This window comes from Tautonia sp. JC769 (assembly GCF_040717455.1).
In the GTDB taxonomy this organism is placed as follows: domain Bacteria; phylum Planctomycetota; class Planctomycetia; order Isosphaerales; family Isosphaeraceae; genus Tautonia.
Genome location: NZ_JBFEFH010000037.1, coordinates 33,698 through 53,566, shown reverse-complemented (window position 1 = coordinate 53,566; position 19,869 = coordinate 33,698). Strand labels below are relative to the sequence as shown.

The 19,869-nt window shown below is 68.9% G+C and carries 14 protein-coding genes; 4 read left to right on the top strand and 10 right to left on the bottom strand.

Annotation, left to right across the window (positions count from 1 at the left end):
- The first annotated feature begins 112 nt into the window (after window positions 1–112).
- The gene (locus tag AB1L88_RS24645) at window positions 113–1,504 is read left to right on the top strand and encodes a Gfo/Idh/MocA family oxidoreductase (RefSeq protein WP_367099365.1); all 1,392 of its coding nucleotides are present in this window, start codon (window positions 113–115) and stop codon (window positions 1,502–1,504) included.
- A 67-nt stretch (window positions 1,505–1,571) separates the two neighbouring features.
- On the opposite strand, the gene glpK is transcribed toward AB1L88_RS24645, so the two are convergent.
- Window positions 1,572–3,074 (bottom strand): glycerol kinase GlpK, encoded by a 1,503-nt coding sequence (glpK, locus tag AB1L88_RS24640; RefSeq protein ID WP_367099364.1) that lies wholly within the window; start codon window positions 3,072–3,074, stop codon window positions 1,572–1,574.
- A 270-nt stretch (window positions 3,075–3,344) separates the two neighbouring features.
- Between glpK and AB1L88_RS24635 the strand changes: the two genes are divergently transcribed.
- A complete protein-coding gene (locus AB1L88_RS24635; protein ID WP_367099363.1) occupies window positions 3,345–3,836 on the top strand; it encodes a hypothetical protein in 492 nt (163 codons plus the stop codon).
- A gap of 73 nt (window positions 3,837–3,909) precedes the next feature.
- Entirely contained in the window at window positions 3,910–4,359 is a 450-nt protein-coding gene (locus tag AB1L88_RS24630) for a hypothetical protein (protein WP_367099362.1), read from the top strand.
- A 24-nt stretch (window positions 4,360–4,383) separates the two neighbouring features.
- Here the strand turns inward: AB1L88_RS24630 and AB1L88_RS24625 are convergent, their stop codons facing one another.
- The 6 genes from AB1L88_RS24625 to AB1L88_RS24600 all read right to left on the bottom strand — a co-directional run bounded on the left by AB1L88_RS24625 (window position 4,384) and on the right by AB1L88_RS24600 (window position 12,924).
- Window positions 4,384–4,680: a hypothetical protein gene (locus AB1L88_RS24625; RefSeq protein WP_367099361.1), complete on the bottom strand. Its 297-nt coding sequence runs from the start codon at window positions 4,678–4,680 to the stop codon at window positions 4,384–4,386.
- Entirely contained in the window at window positions 4,677–7,169 is a 2,493-nt protein-coding gene (locus AB1L88_RS24620) for a glycosyltransferase (protein ID WP_367099360.1), read from the bottom strand. The genes AB1L88_RS24625 and AB1L88_RS24620 overlap by 4 nt, the downstream gene beginning before the upstream one ends.
- The gene (locus AB1L88_RS24615; RefSeq protein ID WP_367099359.1) at window positions 7,169–9,649 is read right to left on the bottom strand and encodes a glycosyltransferase; all 2,481 of its coding nucleotides are present in this window, start codon (window positions 9,647–9,649) and stop codon (window positions 7,169–7,171) included. Before AB1L88_RS24615 ends, AB1L88_RS24620 begins: the two co-directional genes overlap by 1 nt.
- 69 nt (window positions 9,650–9,718) lie before the next feature.
- Window positions 9,719–10,528: an ABC transporter ATP-binding protein gene (locus AB1L88_RS24610; protein ID WP_367099358.1), complete on the bottom strand. Its 810-nt coding sequence runs from the start codon at window positions 10,526–10,528 to the stop codon at window positions 9,719–9,721.
- Window positions 10,529–10,559: 31 nt separating this feature from the next.
- A complete protein-coding gene (locus AB1L88_RS24605) occupies window positions 10,560–11,435 on the bottom strand; it encodes an ABC transporter permease (protein WP_367099357.1) in 876 nt (291 codons plus the stop codon).
- A 133-nt stretch (window positions 11,436–11,568) separates the two neighbouring features.
- Window positions 11,569–12,924: a hypothetical protein gene (locus AB1L88_RS24600; protein ID WP_367099356.1), complete on the bottom strand. Its 1,356-nt coding sequence runs from the start codon at window positions 12,922–12,924 to the stop codon at window positions 11,569–11,571.
- Between the two features lie 191 nt (window positions 12,925–13,115).
- On the opposite strand from AB1L88_RS24600, the gene AB1L88_RS24595 reads away from it, so the two are divergent.
- Entirely contained in the window at window positions 13,116–14,135 is a 1,020-nt protein-coding gene (locus tag AB1L88_RS24595; protein WP_367099355.1) for an SDR family NAD(P)-dependent oxidoreductase, read from the top strand.
- A gap of 125 nt (window positions 14,136–14,260) precedes the next feature.
- On the opposite strand, the gene AB1L88_RS24590 is transcribed toward AB1L88_RS24595, so the two are convergent.
- From AB1L88_RS24590 to AB1L88_RS24580, 3 genes are read right to left on the bottom strand one after another with little or no spacing between them, the layout of a single operon-like run.
- Window positions 14,261–15,715, bottom strand: coding sequence for a DUF1501 domain-containing protein (locus tag AB1L88_RS24590; RefSeq protein WP_367099354.1), 1,455 nt, complete (start codon window positions 15,713–15,715; stop codon window positions 14,261–14,263).
- 35 nt (window positions 15,716–15,750) lie between these two features.
- Window positions 15,751–18,852: a DUF1553 domain-containing protein gene (locus AB1L88_RS24585; protein ID WP_367099353.1), complete on the bottom strand. Its 3,102-nt coding sequence runs from the start codon at window positions 18,850–18,852 to the stop codon at window positions 15,751–15,753.
- A 12-nt stretch (window positions 18,853–18,864) separates the two neighbouring features.
- Entirely contained in the window at window positions 18,865–19,587 is a 723-nt protein-coding gene (locus AB1L88_RS24580; protein ID WP_367099352.1) for a GntR family transcriptional regulator, read from the bottom strand.
- Window positions 19,588–19,869 lie beyond the last annotated feature (282 nt).

Here is a 19,869-nt window from a genome sequence, read left to right as displayed (position 1 = left end):
CCCGGATGGTCGCGGGCCTTGCGAACGGGGTGCGGTTCGGCAACGATTCGGGAGGAGTCGGGAGCGAGCGACGCCCCGGGCCGATCCGCACCTCATCGATCGAGGCTCACCGATGAACCGAACCGAGTCTGCGTCGTCTCCCTCGTCCCGCCGGGGGTTCCTCCGGACCATCGGCCGGGCCGCGGCGGCGGGGGTGGCCGCGCCGATGATCGTCCCGGCCTCGGCACTGGGCAGGGGAGGGGCGGTCGCGCCGAGCGACCGGATCACCCTGGCGATGATCGGGACCGGGAACCAGGGGTTCAACGACCTCCGCAGCTTCCTCCGCGACGATCGCGTGCAGATCGTCGCCGTCTGCGACGTGAACCGCGAGAGCCTCGGCTACTGGGACGGCAAGCTCGGCGGCCGGGAGCCGGCGAAGCGCCTCGTCGAGGGGCATTACGCCGATCGGGCGGGCTCCGGGGCGTACAAAGGTTGCGACGCGGTCTTGGATTACCGGGAGGTCCTCGGCCGCGACGACATCGACGCCGTCGAGATCTGCACCCCGGACCACTGGCACGCGATCCCGGTCATCGAGGCCTGCAAGGCGAGGAAGGACATCTACTGCCAGAAGCCCCTGTCGCTGACCATCGCCGAGGGGCGGGCGATGAGCGACGCGGTGGCGAAGACGGGCGTCGTCTTCCAGACCGGCAGCCAGCAGCGCTCCGACCCGAAGTTCCGCAGGGCCTGTGAGTTGGTCCGCAACGGCCGGATCGGCGCCTTGAAGCGCGTGCTCGTGGGGCTCCCCGGCGGTCGGCCGAACCTGGCCGGCGAGCACGGCGAGGACAAGGAGATTTGCCCCGTCCCCGAGGGGTTCGACTACGATTTCTGGCTCGGCCCGGCCCCCGAGGCTCCTTACGCCCCGGCCCGCTGCCACGTCAACTACCGATGGCTCCTCGACTATTCCGGCGGCCAGATCACCGACTGGGGCGGCCATCACCCCGACTGCGCCCAGTGGGGCATGGGGACCGACGACACCGGCCCGATCGAGCTGCGCAATGTCCGAGGGTCGTTCGACCCGCCCGACCCGCTCTGGGACACCGCCACCGCCTTCGGCTTCGAGGCGGTCTATGAGAACGGCGTCGTCATGTCCATCTCCGACGAGCACCGGATGGGCGTGACCTTCGAGGGGACCGAAGGTTCGATCTACGCCAACCGCGGGCAGATCGACGCCGACCCGAAAGCTTTGCTCGACGCGGAACTCGGGCCCGACGCGATCCGCCTCTACGCCAGCGACGACCACTTCCGCAACTTCATCGACTGCGTGATCAGCCGGGGAGAAACCGCCGCGCCGGTCGAGGTCGCGCACCGATCGATCACCATCTGCCACCTGGGCAACATCGCCCTGCGGCTCGGCCGCGACCGGCTGCGATGGGACCCGAAGGCCGAGCAGATCCTCGGCGACGACGAGGCGGCGGCCATGCTCTCCCGCCCGTACCGCGATCCCTGGGCCTTGCCGACCGTCTGAGGGGAGATCGCGGCCCGACGGCCCCGGATCGAACCCGGGGGCGTCGGGCCGGATGGGCCCTAGAAGGTTATCGGGTCCGGTAGTGGCGGACGACGGTCTCGACCGCATGCCGCCAGCGCTTCATGGCCTTGCGGCGCCAGAAGGCGTCATGCTCGGCCTGGAAGTCGTCGCCGCCGGATTCGAGCAGGTCGCCGATGGCGTCGAGGTCGGTCAAGAGCCCGACCCCCAACGCGGCCAGGGCGGCGGCCCCCAGGGCGGTGGCCTCGGTCTGGGGGCTGCGGTGGATCGGCAGGCCCATCAGGTCGGCCTGGAACTTGAGGAACGGGTCGGACCGGGCCATGCCGCCGTCGGCCCGGAGCGAGGCGAGCGGGGTCGGCAGGTCGGCGTTCATCGCCTCGACGAGGTCGGCGATCTGGTAGGCGACCCCCTCGATGACGGCCCGGGCCAGGTCGGGGACGGTCGTCCCCCGGGTGATCCCGAAGATCGTGCCGCGGGCCTCCGGCTGCCAGTGGGGGGCGCCGAGCCCGGTGAGGGCGGGGACGAACAGCAGCTCGCTCTCTGGGTCGGCGTCCTCGGAGATCGGGTTGATCTCGGGGGCCGCGCCGATCGCCTTCAGGCCGTCCCGGAACCACTGCACGGCGGCCCCGGCGATGAAGACGCTCCCTTCGAGGGCGTACTGCTGGGGCCGGCCGGGGGGGGTGGCGGCGGGGGTCGTGACCAGCCCGGCCGTCGACCGGACCACCTCGTCGCCGGTGTTGACCAGCAGGAAGGCCCCGGTGCCGTAGGTGCACTTGGCCTCGCCGACCCGGAAGCAGCCGTTGCCGAAGAGGGAGGCCTGCTGGTCCCCGGCGATCCCGGTGATCGGCAGCCCGTCGGGCAGGTAGCCCAGGCCGCTCGTCCGGCCGATTTCGCCGGAACTGGGAACGATCTCGGGCAATATTGCGGTGGGAATCCCGAAGTACTCGCAAAGGTCGTCGGCCCAGCGCGCCTCGCGGAGGTCCATGAGGAGGGTCCGCGAGGCGTTGGTCACGTCGGTCGCGTGCAGTCGGCCGCCGGTCAGGTGGCGGAGCACGAGGCTATCGACGGTGCCGAACGCCAGGTCGCCGGCCTCGGCCCGGGCCCGGGCATTGGGCAGGTGGTCGAGCATCCAGGAGAGCTTCGTGGCCGAGAAGTACGAGTCGATCAACAGCCCGGTGCGTTCGGCGATCCAGTCGGCCCGGCCGGAGAGCTGCCGGCAGAGGTCGGCCGTGCGGCGATCCTGCCAGACGATGGCCGGGCCGATCGCCTCGCCGGTCGCGCGGTCCCAGAGCAGGGTCGTCTCGCGCTGGTTGGTCAGGCCGATGGCGGCGACCCGGTCGGGCCCGATCGAGGCATCGGCAAGGGCCTGGGTGACGGTGGCGCCGATCGAATCGATGATGGCCTTCGGGTCGTGCTCGACCCACCCTTGTTTCGGATACGTCGGCGGCACCTCGCGTTGTCCCTGGCCGACCGGTTGCAGCCTGGTATCGTAGAGGACGGCCCGGGTGCTCGTGGTTCCCTGGTCAATCACCAAGATGCGGTCGCGGGCCATGACGAGAGTCTCCGGTCGGAACGACGGCGAGGAGAGGAAGAGTCCAACGCAACGCACGCGAGGTCACGCGGCGGGAAGGATCGCGGCCCGATTCGGGATCGGGCCTCCCCGGTGACAGGAGGCCCCGGAGGCGATCGAGCTTCGCCCCGGATGTTCCCCGATCCGCTGACCTCCCAGGACGGTCAGCATCGGCCAGCGCGGGCCGGGACGCAAGACGGCCGCGGCACTCGTCTTCTTTTGATTCGGAGAAATCGGATCATGGGTCCATTGATGGCAACGTGGCCGGTGCTGTTCGGGCAGATCGCTGCGGGGGGCACACTCGAGCCCTCCGGGCCGAAACTCTCCATGGTGCTGATGGCCCTGGTGGGATGCGTCGGCCTGATTGTCGGGATCGGCGTGCCCGTGGTGCTCGGCATCCGTTCGGATGCCCGCCGCAGGGAGATGGAGCACCTGGAGCGGATGCGGGCCATCGAGCTGGGCCGCCCCCTCGCGATCGAATCGGGCTGGTGGACGCCGGCCAAGATGGCCGTCGGGATCGGCATCGGGGTGCCGATCGGGGTCTTCGCGATCGGGGTCAAGGCGGCGGAATTGTCCGGGGCCGCGCCGTTCGTCTGGCCGTCGGCCGGGGCGGTCGGCGTGGCGGCGGTCATCTGCGGGACCGTGCTGGCCGCTCGGTCGTCGATGAACCCACCGACCGGGTCGCACGCCAAGCCGTATGTCCATCCCGACATGTACGACGCCGCCGAGCATCAGCACTCGTGAGGCCGCGACGTCAGACCCGGACCCGGATACGTTCGCCTTTCGTACTTCCCCTTTCCAGAAAGCAAGGCCGACCATGCGCGACGATGAACTGGTGATCCTGATCCCGATCCTGGCGATCCTGATGCCGCTGATCCTGGTCCCCACGGTGATCGTGCTCCGTCAGCGGGCCCGCCGGCGCGAATGGGAACACCGCGAGCGCATGAAGGCCATGGAGATGGGGCTCCCGGTGCCGGGCACCGAGGTGTGGGCCTCCCGGGTGGCGATCGCCCTGGGCGCGGTGATGCCGGTGGGTGTCTTCGCGATCGCCTGGCTCGCCAGCCTGACCACGCAGATCGCAGAGGTCTGGATCGCGGCCGCGCTGGTGGGAGTCGTCGGGGTGGTCCAGGGGTCTCGCCTGACGAATCACCCCCTCTCGGGGACGCACCGGGGCGATCGAGAGGACCGCCGGGCTGCCCGGGGATACGACCGGGCGAAACCGCAGTTCGACCCCGATGCCTATGAGGCCATCGTCCGGCACGGCTGAGCCCGGCGTCGGCGTGTGACGGCCTCAGCGAGCCTCGATGCTCGGCTCGAACGGCCCGGGCCCCTGCGAACGGGCCAGTTCGAGCCGAAGCTCCTCGACCTGCATCTCGAGACGGGCGATCTCGCGGATGCAGCTATTCAAGGCGATGTTCATTTCATGATGCGCGATGTTCGTCAGGTGCAGGTGATGGGCGATCGGGTCGCGCACGCAATCGCCGAGCATGCGTTCCAGCTTCTGGTCGAACTTCCGCTCAATCGGGCGGCGGACGATCGCGGTACGGCCCCAGGCCGCTCCGGCGAGTGCTTTGAGCAGGCGTTTCATGCGAGGACGACTCCTGAATCGTGATGATCGGCGTGGCCGGGCCGAGCCGAGGGGGACGAGTCGGCGCATCGGGCCGCCAGTTCGGCAAGGGTCCGAGCGGCGATTGACCAGTCGTGATGTGTTCCCACGAACGCAAGTGCCGCCGCCCCCATCGCCCGCCGCATCGCGGCATCGCGCGCGAGTTGCAGCATCCGGTCGGCCAGGCCGTCCTCACCGTCCCGGTCGGGATCCCAGGTGACGACGACCTCGGGCGGATAGTCGCGGAAGCTGGCGACATCGGTCACGACGGAAGCCACGCCGGAGCGGAGGAAGTCGAGCAGCGAGGCGGACGTCTCGCCGTAGGTGGGAGGGCGTCTCAGGCCGAGGCCGACATCGACCGCCCCCACCAGCCGTTCGTAATCCGCCTTCAACGCCTGGCCGAGGAACAGGACCCGATCCTCGAGCCCCTCGGACTGCACGAGTTGCCGGGCCCGGCCCTGTTCCCAGTCCTTGCCGACGAACAGGAGGACGGCCCGGCCGACCTCGAGGCGAATCTTCGCGAACGCTCGGATGGATTCCTCATACATTTTCATGGAGGTGAGATTGCCGAAGCATCCGAACACGACGGCATCGGTCGGGATGCCGAACTGTCGCCGCGTGGCCTTGACCGCGTCGGGGGTTTGGGGATTGGGCGATGCCCCCATCGGGATGACCACCGTGCGGCCCTCGAACTCGGGCATCGTCCGGCGAACGAGGTCGCGACAGTAGCGAGAATGGACGACGACGAAGCGGGACCGTTCCAAGATGTCCCGGTTCATGGCCAGCCCGCGCCGCATGGCGGCGGCCTGGACGCCCCCGGGTTCGGACTGCCAGCGAGCGGGATCCTCGTCGGGCCCGATCAGGCCCGCGGCGCGTTCCTGTGCGACGACCCGATCGAAGTGCCCCGCGGGCACGTCGGGCTGGTTGGCGTACCAGAAGTGGAAGCCGGCCAGGTGGAAGTCGTGCAGGACCGTGATGCCGGGCTGCTCACGCAAGCACTCGTAGACCGATCGGTGATACCAGGAGTTGCCCATCTGGTAGATGATGGCGTGCGGGGGGAGTGCGTCGACCCGACGGGCGAACGTGGCCCGGTCGAAGCAGCGGACGCGGCGATCGGAGAGCCCCAGCTCGGGGACGTAATCGCCGTCGTGATACAGGTCGAGCCTCACATGACGACTCAAGGCGAGCGCCATGCGTTCCGCGTAGTCGGCGATGCCGGTGGCCTTCGGGGGCAGCGGGGAGACCATGGCCACGCTCGGCCGGTCGGCCCGGCATGAGACGTGGGGGCGGGGCAGGCCGGGCGCGGGACGATCGGGCAGGGCCGATCGGGCCGCGGCGCCGAGCCGGTCGCGGCAGAGTCGCTCCGCCCGGGAGCGTGCCGCCTGGCCCAGGGCCGAGGCGTACGAGCGATCGCCGAGGAGTCGCATGAGGGACTGGGCGATCGCCCCGGAATCGGACGGGTCGACCAGGATGCCCGCATCTCCCACCAGGTCGATCTGCGACGAGTTGCGCCCGGCGATCACCGGCGCCCCGCTCCGCATGGCCTCGAGGATGGGGAGGCCGAGCCCCTCGTAGTGCGACGGGAAGACGAAGGCCGAGCAGTTCCGGTAGAGGGCTTCCAGGTCGGGGTCGTCGACCTCGGGCGGGACGATCAGGCGATCGGCAATGTTGATGTCCGAGGCATATGCCTTGATCCTGTCGCGATAGGGGGCGTCGTAGGCCCCCGCGACGAGCAGCTCGGTGCCGGATCGGGTTGCCGGATCGAGTGCGCCGAACGCGTCGAGGACCCCCCAGACGTTCTTCCGGTCGTCGCGGCCTCCGAGGTGGAGCAAGAACGGCCGGGAGACGCCGAGGCGATCGAGTGTGCTGCGGTCCGCGTCGGCGAGGTCGGCGTGGGCAGGGCGGAAGCGCGGATCGACGGTCAGGGGGAGGGTGACCACCCGATCCGCCCGGAGGCCGAGGCGGCTCACGGCATCGCGGCGGGTCGACCCGGAGATGGCGAGGAAACGATCATAATGGCGGAGGATGTCGATTCGGTTGTGATAGCGGCTTCGGACGCCGGGGTCGTCGAGGTAGGCTTCGGGGAAGAGCAAGGGGATGAGGTCGTACAGGACCGCGCAGAGCGGCAACCCCCCCGGGGTTTGCGCCGGAGGCTCGAAGCCGGGGGCGAGCTCGAAGGGGTTCAGGAACAGGAGCGCGTCGAGCCGGTCCGGATTCCGGGCGGCGATCGCCTGCCAGCGGCCCCGGATGGAATCGTCGGCCTCATCGAGGCCCACGGTCACGGCCCGAATGGCCGGCCCGTCGACCCTGGGCACGCGGTCGAGGGGCAACGCCCCATAGGAGTAGAGAATCCACTCGTCTGCACGGCTGTGTTCGGCCAGCGAGCGCAGCAGGGCCGCGGCGTAGCGGCCGACGCCGCGGTCTCGGCTCCCGTCGGATTGGAGCGGGAGCAGGTCGATTCCGAGACGCATCAGGCCACCCCTCTCCGGAGCATCGTCGGCGGATCGCCCGGGCGATCGCGGAAGCAGAGTCGTCGATAGAGGTCGATGAGGCGATCCCATGAATGCGTCCGGGAGACGTGCTCGATGGCCGACCGGGCGAGCTCATGCCGCTGGTCGGGGTCGAGCACGAGCGACCGGAGGACCGCCCCGAGCTGGGCGACGCCGGCATGCTCGTTCGGCCAGGCAATCTTGCGGACGACCGCGTCGGGGAACTCGGCGAAGGTGCCCACGTCGCAGACGACGGTCGGGATGCCCCGGCGGAGCAGGTCGAGCAGGGCGGCCGATGACTCGCCGTTGGTCGGGGGCTTGCGGAGACCGAGCCCGAGGTCGAAGGCGTCGATGGCCCGCTCGTAGTCCTCGTCCGCGAGGTGGCCGAGGAACCGGACCCGATGCCGGATGCCCAGGCGATCCGCCTCGAGTCGGGCCTCGCCGTTGCCCAGGTCGCGACCCAGGAAGAGGAGGACGCTGGACGGGTGATCCGCCAGGGCGTTGGCGAACGCCCGGATCGTTTCGCGGTTGAGCTTGGTGGGATGGAGGATGCCGACGACGCCGATCACGATCTGATGATCGTCGATCCCCAGTGATCGTCTCGCCTCGCGTCTCCGATCCGAGTCGATCGGGGCGAGGTCGCAGCCGATGGGGGCGACGTGCACCTTCCGCGAAAGCCAGGGGAAGGCCGTGGCGATCTGCGTGCGGCTTTGCCGCGAGTGCACGAGGATGGCGGTTGCGCGCTCCAGGATCCGGCGGTTCATGGTCACGCCCCGACGGACCATCTCGTCCTGGATGTCCCAGGTCCCGGGTTCCCAGTCGGCGACCAGGGCGGTCAGCTCGGGATCGTGAGCGTGCCCCGAGTAGTGCAATTCTTCGATCAGGTGCGCATTCATGCGTCCCGCGATGAGCCCGTAGCTCGCGTGGAACCCGGCGAGCGCCTGGTCGTGGAGCACCACGATCCCCGGATGCTTGAGGAAGGTCTCGTACAGATACGCATGAAACGACGAGTTGCCGAACTGGTAGATCGTCGCGTCGTAGCGGACGAGGTCGCGGCGCCGCTCGAAGACGGTGGCGTCGAAGGTCGCGAACCGGTGGGAGGCGTCGGTCAGCGTCGGGCGATCGCCCGGGGCGTGGTAGAGATCGATCAAGGTCTCGTCGCGGAGCGAGGAGCAGACGCGCTCCGCGTAGCGGGCGATCCCCGACGGGGTCGGGGGGAGTGGTGAGAACATGGCGATGCGGGGAGGCGAAGGGGCGTGGGCCGGCGCCCGTCGTCGCCGTGTGATCGCGTCAGGGATGCCCTGCGGCTCGAGTGCCCGGAGGGTGCGATCCGCCACGTCGGACCAGCGGAACTGCCCCGATCGCTCCTGCCCCCGCCGGCCGAGCCGAGCGCGGAGGGGAGGGTCCTCCAGGAGCCGGACCATCTTCGCGGCCAGGTCGGACGGTTCGGCGGCATTGGCGAGCAGGCCGGCCTCGCCCAGCACCTCGGGCTGCGAGGAGTTGTTCGCGGCGATGACCGGGGCGCCCAGCTGCATGGCCTCCAGGATCGGCAGGCCGAATCCCTCGTAGAGCGACGGGAAGACGAAGGCAGCACACGACCGGTACAGCGTGATCAGCGTCTCCTGATCGACTGCATTGGTGAGCACCAGTTGGTCTTCGATCCCGCGGTCTGCTGCGTGGCGTCGGAGCTGCCGGACCTCGGCTTCGATCAGGGAGCAGGTCACGACCAGCTGGGTCTGGAGGCGATGTTGGGCGGGGAGCATCGAGAACGCATCGATCAATCCCCGGAGATTCTTGCGCGGGTCGCTACTCCCCAGGCAGAAGAGGTAGGGCCGATCGATCCCCAGGCGATCCAGCACGGCGCCACTTCGGTGGGGGGCCTGCGATTCGCCGATCGCGGGCCGCTCGCTGGCCGTGCCGATGGTCCGGACCCGCGACGGCGGCAGGCCGAGCAGTTGCAGCGTGTCGGCCCGGGTCGCCTCGGAGATGGCGAGCAGCCGGTCGTACCGGCAGAGCCGCCTCAAATGGCCATAGAACCAGCGGCCGACCTGCTCGTTGACCAGGTAGGTCTCCTGGAAGAGGAACGGGATCAGGTCGTAGACCACCGCCGCGGTGTTCAGGCCGCGGACGGGTCGATGCGGGAGGCCGTAGTATTCCCAGGTCTCGAACGGGCTGAGCAGCAGGAACCAGTCCAACGCCCCGTCGTCTTCGGTCAGGGATCGCTCGATGGCGTGTTGGAGCGTGTGCTCGCCCCGGTGGGGGGCCCGCCTCACGTTGCGGATGCGGGTCCGAGCAGAGGTCGGCAGCGCGTCCCGGGGGAGATCCTCGTAGGTGTAAAGCGTGTATTCATGCTCGTCATCGCGTTCGAGCATGGCGGCGAGCAGGCTCCTCGCGTAGCGGCCGATCCCTCGCCCGCGGCTGTAGGGGGATTGGATGGCGAGCACGTCGACCCCGATCCGCACGATGACCTCCCTGCCGATGCGTCACGAAGTTGGGCGGAGGAGCCCCCCGGGCGGCCCCTCGCGTCTCGATCAGGCCGCCTCGGCCGTGGCCAAATCGGGCTCCTGAGCCATGGCCGATTCGGCGGTCGAGCTGTTGCCCACGTGGCGGATGTACGCGTCGATGACCCGGTCGATCGGCCCGTCGGCCTGGAGCACACCCCGGTCGAGCCAGAGACCCCTCGTGCAGATCTTGGAGAGGGCGTCCATGTCGTGAGAGACGACCACCACCACATTCGAGCGGTCGATCACCTGCATGATCCGGTCGCGCGCCCGGTTCTTGAACGAGGCGTCCCCCACGCTGAGCGTCTCGTCGAGCAGCAGGATGTCGGGGTCGACCTCGGTGGCGACGGCGAACGAGAGGCGGGCGAGCATGCCGCTGGAGTAATACTTCAAGGGGAGCGACGCGAACTCGTGGAGGCCGGAGAAGTCCCAGATCCGATCGATCCGGGCCCTCATCTGTTTCCGATCGAATCCGAGCAACGCACCGTTGAGATAGACGTTGTCCTCGCCTGAGAGCTCGTAATTGAATCCGGCCCCCAGCTCGATCAGCGGGGCGACCCGCCCGTTGACCGCGATCCGGCCGGAGGTCGGGGAATAGATGCCGGCGATGATGCGGAGCAGCGTGCTCTTGCCGGCGCCGTTGGCCCCGAGGATCCCGATGCGTTCGCCGCGGCGGACGTCCAGGTCGATCCCGCTGATGGCCCAGAACGACGACTGATTGCTCTGCTCGCGGCGGAGGAAGAGGTCCATGCAGGCGCGTTTGAGCGAATAGTATTTGTCGTTGTAGGTGGTGAACCGCAGCGAAACGCGCTGCAGTGCGATGACCGTCTCGTGACTCACCTCTGCCTCTCCTTGGCCTGCCGGCCTCGATTCAGAGCCGGAAGACGAGTTTGTCCTCGTACGACTTGAACGTGACATAGCCGATTCCCAGGGCGACCGACGCGATGCCGGCGGTCGAGAGGAAGAGCATCCAGGAGGGCCAATGCCCCTCGTAGATGGTGACGTGGAACATGCGGATGAACGGGTATGCCGGGTTCAGCCAGAACCGCCAGGCGATCTCCTCGGGGAGCGCGCTGATGGGGTAGACGATCGGCGTGGCGAAGTACCAGGCCTGGAGGATCACCGTGAGCAGGTGCCCGAAGTCCCGGTAGAACGTGTTGACCGTCGCCGCGATCAACCCCAGGCCCAGGGTGAAGACCGCGTAGATGAAGATCGCGATCGGCACCATCAGGAGCGAGGGCGTGAATCGGGCCCCGAGCGGCACCATCAAGAGGAACAGGGCCGTCATCGAGAGGGTCAGCATCGTCGTGTTGAGCACGAGCCTGGAGATCGGGAAGATCAACTTGGGGATGTAGATTTTCCGGATCAGGCCCTCGTTGGAGATGATGCAGGTCGACGACTCGAAGATCGTCCCCACCAGCAGTCCCCAGGGGACCATGCCCGAGAACAGGTAGAGGGCGTAGTCGGTCCCACCGTCGCTGAACTTGAAGAGATGCGTGAAGACCAGCGAGAGGGTGACCATCATCAGGATCGGGTTCAGGAGCGTCCACAGGAACCCGAGCAGCGAGCGTTGGTATCGGGTCCGGAGGTCCTGGGCCACCAGGTTGGCAAGCACCGCCCGGAAGCGGTACAGTTCCCGGGCGTCTCGCACGAGGAGGGTCAGCCCGTTCAGGCCAGGCAGCGTGTCACGCCCGGGTGGGAACACCTGCGGGATGGGTGTCGTCGGAGACGAGACCTGTGTGGCCATAACGGTTCACTTCCGTGTGATGGGACGCGGGATCGGACTTCGCTCCGACCTCGACCGGAGGGGCCCGAAGTGGGCAGGGCCTGACCATCCTGGTCACGACCGAGGGCCGGCCGTTCCCCTCGCGGCTCGGCCGTCAGTCCATGCGAGTCGGTGCGAATGATACGGTTTCGGACGCCCTTGTGAAGCCCAACTCGGCCCGCCCTCCCGATCGGCCGGCGACCAGGCCCGAGGCCCAGACCGCCATCAGCGGCTCGATCGGGACGTGAAATCGTGCGGAAACGATGGTCAATGCGTGGAATGCGGCGATCAGGGCCGCCGCCAGCAGCGTCGGGGCGAGGCGGCGGCGGAGATCCGGCCCCATCCCGACCAGGCCGAACGCGGCGAGCACCGTCAGCCCCAGGTGCCCGGCGCGGTAGATCAGGCTCCGGGTCTTCGGGTTCGTCTCATCCCACAGGATGAACGCCCGCAGGCGGCCGGCGCAGAGCGTGGGATAGCGGAGCGGAGCGGCCCGCAGGTCGTCCAGCGCCCGGGCCATCAGCCATCGGGAACGGCCCGGCTCGTTCAGGGCCGCCAGGGCCCGACGATCGTCGGCCGTCAGGGCGATGTCGTCGATGTAGCCGGCCTCGTGGCGGGCCTCCCAGAGGGCTCGGTTCCGATCGGCCAGGCCGGTCCCTCCGCCCTCCAGGATCGTCTCGACCGATCCCCGGACGACCTTGTCGGTCCCCTCGCTCAAGGAGCAGTTGCCTTGCCAGAAGGCGTAGCCGAAGGTGCTCTTGACCGGCACGAACTCGCCATGCACCCGGGCGTTGCGGACGATCCACGGGGCGACGGTCAGCGAGGCGGCCAGGGCGATGGCCGCCAGCGGCCCGATCGCGCGCCGGACGCCCTGGCCCTGCACCAGCACCCAGGCAATCGCGGGGGCAATCAGGCCGAGGATCGGGTCGCAGAGCACCAGGAGGCCCAGCGTGCCTCCCACGGCGAAGGGGCCGATCCTCCCGCCCGATCCGCCCAGCCGGTAGGCCCCGACGAACGCGAGGGTCACCAGCAGCGCCGCGATCCCGGCGACCTGGACGTGGGTCGCCGCGTAAATCAAGGTCGGATGCAGGGCCGCGATCAGTCCAGCGACGACGGCCATGCGAGGCCGATCGGGCGCGAGCTGCCCGGCCAGGGCCATCGCGGCCAGCACCAGGGCCCCCCCCAGCGCCGCCTGGCCGAGCTGGAGCAGGAGCAGGGACTCGGGGGTTTCGATGCCTCCGATGGCGAAGGCCGCCGCGACCAGGACCGGATACAGCGGGGCCTGTTGCGAGGTGGGTCCGTCGACGCCGAGGAATCGGATGGAGAACCCCCGGCCTTCGAGCAGGTTCGCGGCGATCTCACCGTGTTCGTACGTGCTTCGGGGCACGGTATGGCTTTGGAGGACAAGGATCGCGGCGACCCTCGCCGCGACGGCGAGGGCGACGATGGCGATGATCCAGCGGTATTGAGGCATCCCGGCCGTCTCCCCGGTCCCTGATCGCGTCGCAATCCGTCGCTCGACGTCTCGGGCCAAACGGCACTTTGACGCCGATGCCCCTGCCGGTCAAGGCCGGGTTCAGCCCGCCGACGGCACGCCGCGTGCAGAACGTGACCCAGCAACCGGCCAAGAGGGACGATCATCGACACCCCGGAGCGCTGCACGCCATGAACACGAGCACGAAACTCGCCCTGGCCCTGATCGGAGGGGCGGGACTCTCCCTGGCCGCCCGATCGTGGATCAGGCAACGGCGCCGGATCGAACTGAGCGGCAGGGTGGTGGTGATCACCGGGGCCTCCAGCGGCCTCGGATTGCTCCTGGCCCGCAAGGCCGCCCGGCGAGGGGCGGTGGTGGTCCTCGTCGCGAGGGATGCCGAGGCGATCGAGCAGGCCGCCCGAGAGCTGATCGACGAGGGGGCCCAGGCGACGCTGGCCATCCCGACCGACATCGCCGATCAATCGGCCGTCGACGCGATGATCGGTCGCGTCATCCGGCAGTTCGGGCGCATCGACGTCCTGATCAACAACGCGGCGATCATGATGGTCGGGCCGCTGGATTCGATGACCCTCGACGACCTCCGCCGCGTCCACGACGTGAACTTCTGGGGAGGGGTCTACTGCTCGTTCGCCGCCTTGCCCCACATGAGGTCGGCCGGCGGCGGCCGGATCGGCAACGTGATCTCGGTCGGCGGCCGGATCGCCGTGCCGCACATGCTGCCGTACACGGTCGGCAAGTTCGCCTTCTCCGGGTTCACCCGGGGGCTCTATCCCGAGTTGGTGAAGGACAACATCTACGTGACCGGATTCTATCCGGCCATGATCCGCACCGGCGGGCACACGAACGCCCTGATGAAGGGGGACCGCGACGCCGAGTACGCCTGGTTCGCGGCCGGGGACGTGAACCCGATCACCGCGACCTCGGCCCACACCGCCGCCGAGCGGTTCCTGGAGGGCATCTGCAACGGCGACCCCGAGGCCCGCGTCTCCTGGCCGGCGCGGCTCGGCCCGATCGTCGATGCCATTGCCCCGGCCTGGTTCGCCGAGCTGAATGCCCTGATCGAACGATCCATGCCCCAGCCCGACGACGCGGACGAGTTCGACGGCCCGGCCGTGCCCGGCGGCCGGCTCGGCGGCACCATCCCGCAGTTCCTCGGCCGATTCGTCCCCGACCAGGCCCGGCCGGGCTGAGTTGAGCGGGCTGACATCGACATCCGCCCCGAGTCACGAGCAGAACGAGGATCGACCCCCGCCGAGGCCAGATCAACGAAGGAGTCGCCCGGCCCGGCGGGGTCGATCCGCCTCGTGAAGTCGGATCATGAGATCAGTTCGGGGATCACCCGGGCCGGCTCGACGCCGGTCAGCCGCTGGTCGAGGCCCTGGTAGCGATAGGTGAAGCGCTCGTGGTCGAAGCCCATGAGCTTCAGGGCCGTGGCGTGGAAGTCTCGGATGTGGACGGGGTTCTCGACGATGTTGTAGGAGAAATCATCCGTCTCGCCGTAGATCGCCCCGCCGCGGGCCCCGCCGCCGGCCATCCACATGGTGAAGCAACGCGGGTGGTGGTCTCGCCCATAGTTGTCGCGGGTCAGGCCGCCCTGGCAGTAGATCGTCCGGCCGAACTCGCCGCCCCAGATCACCAGCGTCTCGTCGAGCAGGCCGCGGGACTTGAGGTCCTGGATCAAGGCCCAGCAGGGTTGATCGACGTCCTTGCACTGATCCGGCAACCGGCCGGAGACGTTGGCGTGGGTGTCCCAGTTGTTGTGGTAGATCTGCACGAAGCGGACGCCCCGCTCGACCATCCGACGGGCCAGCAGCGCCGTGTTGGCGAAGGTGCCGGGGTTGGAGACGTCGGGGCCGTACAGGTCCAGCGTCGCGGCCGACTCGCCGGCCAGGTCGGTCAGCTCGGGGACGCTCGACTGCATGCGGAAGGCCAGCTCGTACTGCTGGATCCGGGTGTTGATCTCCGGGTCGCCGATCTGGGCATACGTCCGTTCGTTCAGGGCGTTCAGCCCGTCGAGCGTGGTGCGACGCACGGCAGCCGGGACGCCGTCGGGGTTGTTGATATAAAGGATCGGGTCGCCCGCCGTCCGGAACGAGACCCCCGCGTGCTCGCCCGGCAGGTAGCCGGACGACCAGAGCCGCCCCGAGATCGCCTGGATCTGCTCGGTGTTCGACGGCCGGGCCACCAGGACCACGAACGTCGGCAGGTCGTGGTTGTCCGAGCCCAACCCGTACGAGGCCCACGAGCCGAGGCAGGGCCGTCCCGTCACCATGTTGCCGGTCTGCATGTAGCTGATCGCCGGCTCGTGGTTGATCGCCTCGGTGTGCATGCTCCGGATGAAGCAGAGGTCGTCGACCATCTTCGCCGTGTGCGGCAGGAGTTCCGAGACCCACATCCCGCTCTCGCCGTGCCGGGCGAACGCATATTTGGACGGCGCGATGGGAAACCGGGCCTGGCCGCTGGTCATCGTCGTGAGCCGCTGGCCCATCCGGATCGACTCGGGCAGGTCGGTGTCGAACAGGTCGCCCATGGCCGGCTTGTAGTCGAACAGGTCCATCTGCGAGGGGCCGCCGACCATGTGCAGATAGATAATCCGCTTGGCCTTCGGCGCGAAGTGCGGGCCAACGGCCATGCCCTGCGAGTCGGCACCGGCCGACGCCGATCGCCCGCCCAGCAGCGAGGCCAGGGCGGCCGTGCCCACCGCGTTGGCCCCCTGACCGAAGAAGTGGCGTCGCGTCTGATTCTGGACGAATTCGTGGAGAGGATTCATGGTCGCTCCTCAGTCGGGACTTCGAGGTCGAGAAATCACTTGGTCAACACTTCGTCCAGATTCATCAACTGATTGGCAAGCATGGTCCACGCGGCCAGGGTCGCCGGGTCAAGCTCCCGATTCGCCGGAGAGGCCCCGAGCCCGATCAACGCCGAGGCGTCGTCCGGGTGCCCTCGATAGTGGGCCAGCAGGTCGCTGAGCGACTCGCGGACAATCTCCATCTCCTCCGACTCCAACGGCCGGGCGACCAGCCGAAGGGCCATCGACTGAACCCGATCGTCGTCCGATTCGCAGGCGGAGGTGAGCGTCCGTTCGGCCAGGTGGCGGGCCGCCTCGACGTATTGCACATCGTTCAAGGTGGCGAGAGCCTGCAACGGCGTGTTGGTCCGCTCGCGCTGCACGGTGCAATACTCGCGACTCGGCGCGTTGAGCACCTCCATCGAGGCCGGCGGCGCGGCCCGCTTCCAGAAGGTGTAGAGGCTGCGGCGATAAAGGCCCTTGCCTTGATCTTCTTCATAAAAGCGGGTGTTGCTTCCGGGCATTGCCACGGCTTCCCAGACCCCTTCGGGCTGGTACGGCTTGACGCTCGGACCGCCGATGGTTTCCGCAAGCAAGCCGCTGGCCGAGAGCGCAGAATCGCGGATCATCTCGGCATCCATGCGGAATCGAGGCCCGCGAGAGATCAGGCGGTTGTTCGGATCCCGCTCAAGCGCCTCGGGCGTGACGGCGGCCGACTGGCGGTACGAGGCCGAGGTCACCATCAAGCGATACAGCTTCTTGACATCCCATCCCGATTCGCGGAACTCGACGGCCAGCCAGTCGAGCAACTCGGGGTGGCTGGGCAACTGGCCGCTGATGCCGAAGTCGCCCGTCGTGGCCACCAGGCCGGTCCCGAACAGCTCCTGCCAGGCGCGGTTCACCGTGACCCGGGCGGTCAGCGGATGATCGTCTCGCAAAAGCCATCGGGCGAAGCCGAGCCGGTTGCGGGGCGACCCCTCGCCCATCGGCGGCAAGATCGCGGGCGTCCCGGCCGGGACCTCCTCGCGCCGCTGATCATATTCACCGCGATGCAAGACGAAGGCCGTCGCCGGCTGATCACGTTCGATGGTGACATGGGCAATCGTCCCCCGAGCCTTGATCTCGGCCTCCTCGGCCTCCAGCGCGGCCAGGGTCGATTGCAACGTTCGATTCGTCTCGTCGACGTGGGCGAGCCACCAGGAGAAGGCCGCGTCGACCTCCTCCTCGGGCCGCGATTCCGCACCCATGGCCACGAGCCGGAGCGTGCGATCGCCCCCGGCAATCGCGGCCACCTCGGTGGTCGAGAGCGATCGGTTGTAAACCCGGACATCCCGGATCGTCGCCCCCTCAAGCCGGCTCGAACCGTCCCGCTGGCCGACCTTCAGGGGAACATCCGTCCGGATGGTGTTCTTGAGCTGATCGGCGGCCACGTCCACCCCTTGCGGCTGGCCGTCGATGGCGATCGAGACCCCGGACGCCTTCCCCGATCCGTCGTAGGAGACGCTCACATGAGTCCATCGGTTGCGCTCGATTTCGGATTTCGACACCACCTTGAGCGCATCGGACGGCCAGGAGTGGACCAGGTGCGCGCCCACCCGGTTCCCCTCGATCCAGAGGTCCCAGCCGCGGTGCTCATCGTCCTCGTCCAGCCGGGCGACCACGGCTCCGGTCATGCCGCGGCGGGGCAGCTTCACCCAGGCAGACACGGCAAAAGGCTCGGTCGTGTCGAAATCGCCGATGCCGGCGATCTCCAGCGCACCGGCCGGGCCGGGCCTGATCCCTTCGCCGAGCTGGGCCAGAAGGGCCTGGCCCTCGCCCGGGATCCCGGCAGCGACCCGATCGGCGGTCGCCTCGGCGAGCCAGGCGTCGAATGCGGGGCGGGCCTCGGCCTTATGGGCCTCGCTCGCCTCGCGAGCCGCGGCGAGTTCCCGGGAAAGCTCGTCCCAGCGGTCGCGGTCCCGATCGGCCGGCACGGGGATGATGGGAGGCGTGTCGCGGATGTTGCCGTCCATCGCCCCCTGGGTCGTGTTATTGAAGAACGCCGCCAACTGATAGAATTCGCGCTGGCTGAGGGGATCATATTTGTGATCGTGGCACGAGGCACAGCCGGCCGTCAGCCCGAGGAAGACCGTGGCGACCGTCTCGGTGCGGTCCCGGGTGTAGCCGACGAGGTTCTCCTCGGGGATCGTCCCGCCCTCGTTGGTGGTGATGTTGCAGCGGTTGAACCCGGTGGCGATGAGCTGGTCGAGGTCGCGATCGGGCAGCAGGTCGCCGGCGAGCTGCTCGAGCGTGAAGCGATCGAACGGCATGTTCTGATTGAACGCCCCGATCACCCAGTCGCGATACGACCACATGGTCCGTTCGTTGTCGAAGTGCAAGCCGTGGGTGTCGGCGTACCGGGCGGCATCGAGCCAGGTCCGCGCCCGATGCTCCCCCCATCGGGGCGAAGCGAGCAGGCGATCCACATAGGCCTCATACGCCTCGGGCGACGGGTCGTCCACGAATCGCTCGACCGCCTCGGGATCGGGGGGCAGGCCGGTCAGGTCGAGGCTCGCGCGACGGGCCAGGGTGTGGCGGTCCGCCTCGGGCCTCGGCGAGAGCCCGGCCCGGTCGAGGCCCGAGAGGATGAACGCGTCGATCTCGTTGCGGGTCCAGGACGGGTCGGACACCCCGGGGGGCTCGGGCCGCTCGGGGGCGATGAACGACCAGTGCGGCTCGTACTCGGCACCCGCCTCGACCCAGCGGCGGAGCGTGGCCTTCTGCTCGTCCGTCAGGGTCTTGTGCGACGAGGGCGGCGGCATGATCTCAAACTCATCGGCCGACTCCACCCGATAGACCAGCTCGCTCAGCTCGGGATCGCCGGGGGTCAGGGAGCCGGCCTCGATGGCGGCCTCGCGCAGGTCGAGCCGCAGGTCGGCCTTGCGGGCGGCGCTGTCCGGCCCGTGGCACGCGAAGCAATTCTCCATGAGAATCGGCCGGATGTCCCGGTTGTAGCGCGGGACGTCGTCGGCCCCGACCGCCGACGCCCGGGGGGTCGCCAGCCCCAGGAGCAGGGCGAACAACCCGGCTCGGCGGGCCCAGCAGGTCGAGGCATCAAGATCGGAGAGGCAATGGCTCATGCAAGTTCTCCCTCAGTCCGAGGCGACGCGAGAGGATCGCTGATGATTGGTCGACGATGACGACTGAGGCAACGCCCGGCTCCAGTAGGTGATGCCCGCGCGGATGTGCCGGCTCATCGCTCGCACGGCCCCGCCGCGGTCCCCCCGGAGCAAGGCGTCGACGATCGCCAGGTGTTCGTGGGCTTCCAGTTCCAGCCTCCGGTAGTCGTTCCGCGACTGGTCGCGGGCCCATCCGGCATCGCGGAAGGCCCGGAACAGCAGGGTCAGCCGCCCCAGCTCCTCGGCCAGGAAGGCGTTGCCGCAGGAGCCGGCGATCAGGTCGTGCAGGCGGCTGTCCAGGTCCCGGGCCCGGGCGACGAACCGAGGGCGATCGGCCGACTGCACGCCGACCATCGCGCCCAGGTCGTCCCGCAAGGCGGCGAGCCGATCGGGGTCGATGCGGCCGCAGGCGCTCCGGACCGCCTCGCATTCGAGCGCGCGGCGGACCTGGCAGATCTCCCGGACCTCCGCCGCGGTGAACCGGCGGACGATCGCCCCCCGGTTCGGCGACACATCGAGCACCCCCATGCCCGAGAGCGCGATCAGGGCCTCTCGCACCGGCGTATGGCTCACGCCGAACCGATCGGCCAACGCTTGCGTCACCAGGTGCTGGCCCGGCGCGAGCCGCCCTCGGATGACGTCCCCGAGCAACGTCTCCACGATCGCCTGGCGGCGCAGGCCGTGATCACATTTCAAAGCGACAGTTCGGGCAGGGCGTGTCACTGGGGTCGATCCGGGGGGCGGGGCAGCTCCCGGGCGCAATCAAGAGCCCGATCCCGTCGACCCTTGCAACGCAACGGCCGGGGTCGGTCATCGGTGGATTCGATCTCGCCTGGGGCACGTTCGGGGCGGGAACATGTGGCTCGCATTGAGAGCCACTCATGACCTCTCCACCTTAACGGGGCCGAAACGCATCCTGCAAGCACCATTTCGACAGAATCGCCCGTCGATTCTGCAGAACGGCCTCGTCGGCCCCGG